This is a genomic window from Chryseobacterium urinae, assembly GCF_030518295.1.
In the GTDB taxonomy this organism is placed as follows: domain Bacteria; phylum Bacteroidota; class Bacteroidia; order Flavobacteriales; family Weeksellaceae; genus Chryseobacterium; species Chryseobacterium mucoviscidosis.
Genome location: NZ_JAULSJ010000070.1, coordinates 1 through 3,108 on the forward strand (window position 1 = coordinate 1; position 3,108 = coordinate 3,108).

Annotated in this window: 3 protein-coding genes; 1 reads left to right on the forward strand and 2 read right to left on the reverse strand. The window is 33.7% G+C overall.

Translation table 11 applies throughout. The features are described 5' to 3' along the window. Positions 1-165: 165 nt before the first annotated feature. Positions 166-822: a hypothetical protein gene (locus tag QWT87_RS20880; RefSeq protein ID WP_302718646.1), complete on the reverse strand. Its 657-nt coding sequence runs from the start codon at positions 820-822 to the stop codon at positions 166-168. Positions 823-1,289: 467 nt separating this feature from the next. Further along, entirely contained in the window at positions 1,290-2,060 is a 771-nt protein-coding gene (gene lnu(H), locus QWT87_RS20885; protein ID WP_064964663.1) for a lincosamide nucleotidyltransferase Lnu(H), read from the reverse strand. A gap of 517 nt (positions 2,061-2,577) precedes the next feature. On the opposite strand from lnu(H), the gene QWT87_RS20890 reads away from it, so the two are divergent. Beyond that, on the forward strand, positions 2,578-3,108 hold a 531-nt coding region (locus tag QWT87_RS20890; RefSeq protein ID WP_302718651.1), incomplete at its 3' end, for a tyrosine-type recombinase/integrase.

Below are 3,108 nucleotides of genomic sequence, written 5' to 3' on the forward strand. Positions count from 1 at the left end.
CTGTATCTCTAAAAATCTTTTGTCGATAAACCCATAGTGTGGGAAAATACCCAACCAAAAGCTGCCGAAGGTTCCGTTCAACAGGGTTTTCATTGTTCGTGCTTCGCACGCAACGAAAACTTAGCTATTATTAACTGCAGTTTTTATTTAAATTGTGAATATAAGTTATTGATATTCGAATCTACCACATTCTTTGAAATGAAGAGCTTCAGAGTCAAGGATATACTTTCTAAAATCAGATTCACTATATTTTTTCATTTCTACAAAACAAATTTCGACATAATTTTCAATCTCCATGAGACTCCATCCAGATATATTTTTCATATATTTTTTATTTTCTGGTTTTAAAGCAAAACCATTTAGGAAATCCATTATTTTAGTTAATTCTGCGTGAGAAAACTTTTTTCCTTTGAATGTGATGTTTTGAGATCCAATTATGTTCTTAACTTTTCTCTTAGCGCCTTCTAACTCACCTTTTATATTTATTACTAAATTTCCTTTTTCATCAATATATGCACCAGCATAATAGTCAGGTATATTTTTGCCATAATAATTTAAAAGTTTGTTTAATTTATCGTTTGCTTCTTGTTGAAAATCGGCGTCTGCTTCGATAGTATTAATAGCTATTTTTGTATTTCCAGAATCTATATTATTTGCAATTTTTTGATAATTTTTGAAAGTTTTAACCGTATCTTTTTTATAAGTAGATATTGGAGTTAAAGTTTTTTTAGAATTGTTAATAGCATCGGATTTTTTTTCGTGACAATTTAAAATCGACAAAAATAAAATTATTGAGGAAAATAGAAGTTTGATAATTTTCACTTTTTGAGGTTTATGACGAGTGGTTGTAAAATTGCAGTTAACGGAAAAAGTATTTGCGAAGGGCGCGCTAAATTTAACTGAAAGTTCAATTTCGACCAACCGGAGCAGATGCTTTTTCAGATTGTCTAAATTAAGGAAAAAAACAATATGAAAAGCAGCTGCGGCTAAAGGAATCGAGTGTTTGTTTTATATATTCATCCCCGCCTTTTGCAAATACCGTGTTGAACTAAACCTTCGGTAGCTTTCTCAGCGCCATATTTAGTTACTTTGTAAACTAATTAAAAATCAGCAAAATGGCAAAAAAAAGAGAACGTCCTGTTCTCTTGAAATATCTTCTAAAAACTTTACGATAAACCCATAGTGTTTGAAAAAACTGTTAAAAGCTCCCGAAGGTTCCGCTCAACAGGGTTTTCATCTCGTGTCCTTCGGACAAGACGAAAACTTAGTTATTATTGGCGGTAGTTTTTTTATCTTATTTTGTGTAGGATTTCTTTCAGTTTGGGTTCAATATTTAGTTCATCAAATAGTTTTTCCGATAAATTTAATGAGTTCTCAAAAGCCAAAACGATGTTTTTGGGATTTAAATCTGATGTTACTTTTTTATACTCTGAATACCAAATCGTGTCAATGTCCTTTTCGAGACTTTTAGTCGGACTTTCCCAATGTTGCGTTTTGCTTGTTCTTGCTCTTATAAGCCAAAGCAAGTATTTCTGCACATTTGATAAACTGTGATGAGCGTGAGCAAATTCTTCTCGTTTAATCAAGTTGCTTGTTGTCAGTACAACATTCAGTAATGATTGGCTTAACCACAAAATATTTTCATTTGTTATTCTTTCGGGCGATTTCGTTTTGATTTGATTAAGCGTTTTCGTTAAAAGTCCATCTTTGTCGGTTAGGTTCATTTGGTCAAAATCGCTAAATTCAACAATTCCGTCCCAAGATTTGATAATTTCAATTTCCTCCGTTTTTAAAAAATGGAATTCTCCTCTGACCATATTCTCGAAAATAGCAACTTCACTTCCATATTCGTTTGTAAAATATAAAGCCAAAGGATGAATTTGATTTACCCATTTTTCTGTCGAGAAATTTTCTTTATTTTTCAAGAAGATGTAAAATTCGATGTCAGAATATTTGTCTCCTTCGTTTTTGGTAAATGAACCATACATAAAAACGGCGGAAACATTTTCGTCTTGTTGCGCTATATATTTTGTTTTGTCAATCATTTGTAACTGTGTCATTTTTCTAATTTTTAAATGTTGATAATAGAAATTTTCACTACTTTTTGAAAGCAATGAAAAAGTTTTACGTTGTTTATTTTGGACAGTTACTTATAGCTTCATCGGATTATACTTTTTTATTTTCAACATTCTGTTTGGTAAAATTACCGCCAACGTTTTGCAGCTACCCGAAGGTGGCGATTTCGAAGCGGTTCACTGTCAACCAAGCACAAACTTTGATAGATGCACAAAGCTTGATTTAACAACTGAACCGCCACTTTTGGGTAGGTGCTGTTGAACTAAACCTTCGGTAGCTTTACCGTTGGTATAAATTAGTTACTTTGTAAAGATAATTAAAATTCAATACAATGACAACAAAAAAAAGAGTTTAGAAGAGCTTAGAGAAAACAAACTCATCAATCAGGCAAAGCGCGAAGTTCCAGGTTTTACAGAACTTTTAGGTAGATTTGAACGTACCGTTTCGGTTTTGGGGCGTAGTCAAAGCACGTTCAACAATTACTCTAGACACGTCGCGTCGGTGTCGCTACATTTCGGGAAAATTCCTACAGAATTGGATTCAGAGCAAATTCAAGATTACCTTTTTTACCTTCAGAAAAAATCAAAATCACCTTCACAGTCGTATTTTAAACATACCGTTTACGGACTTCGATTTCTACTGAAATCGGAAGGTTTGAGCTATGATTTTTTGAGTCTTCCGGAAATTAAAAAAGAGAAAAAACTGCCTGTAGTGCTTAGTAAACAGGAGGTTTGGCAGATGTTGTCCGGCTGTAAACTTTTAAAACACAAAATATTAATCGGTATTTTGTACGGTTGCGGACTGCGCTGTATGGAAGTCAGAAATCTCCGTTTATGCGACTTAGATTTTGATCGAAAACAGTTGAAAGTGGTTCAAGGAAAAGGCAAAAAAGACCGCTATTTGCCACTTTCGGAGCATTTGATTCGGGGACTCAAAAAGTATATCGAAGCTGAAAAACCAGAAGATTATCTCTTTGGAATGCCACGAGAAGGAAGAGCCGGCGGAGAGTTTGATTCCCGCTACTCACAACGA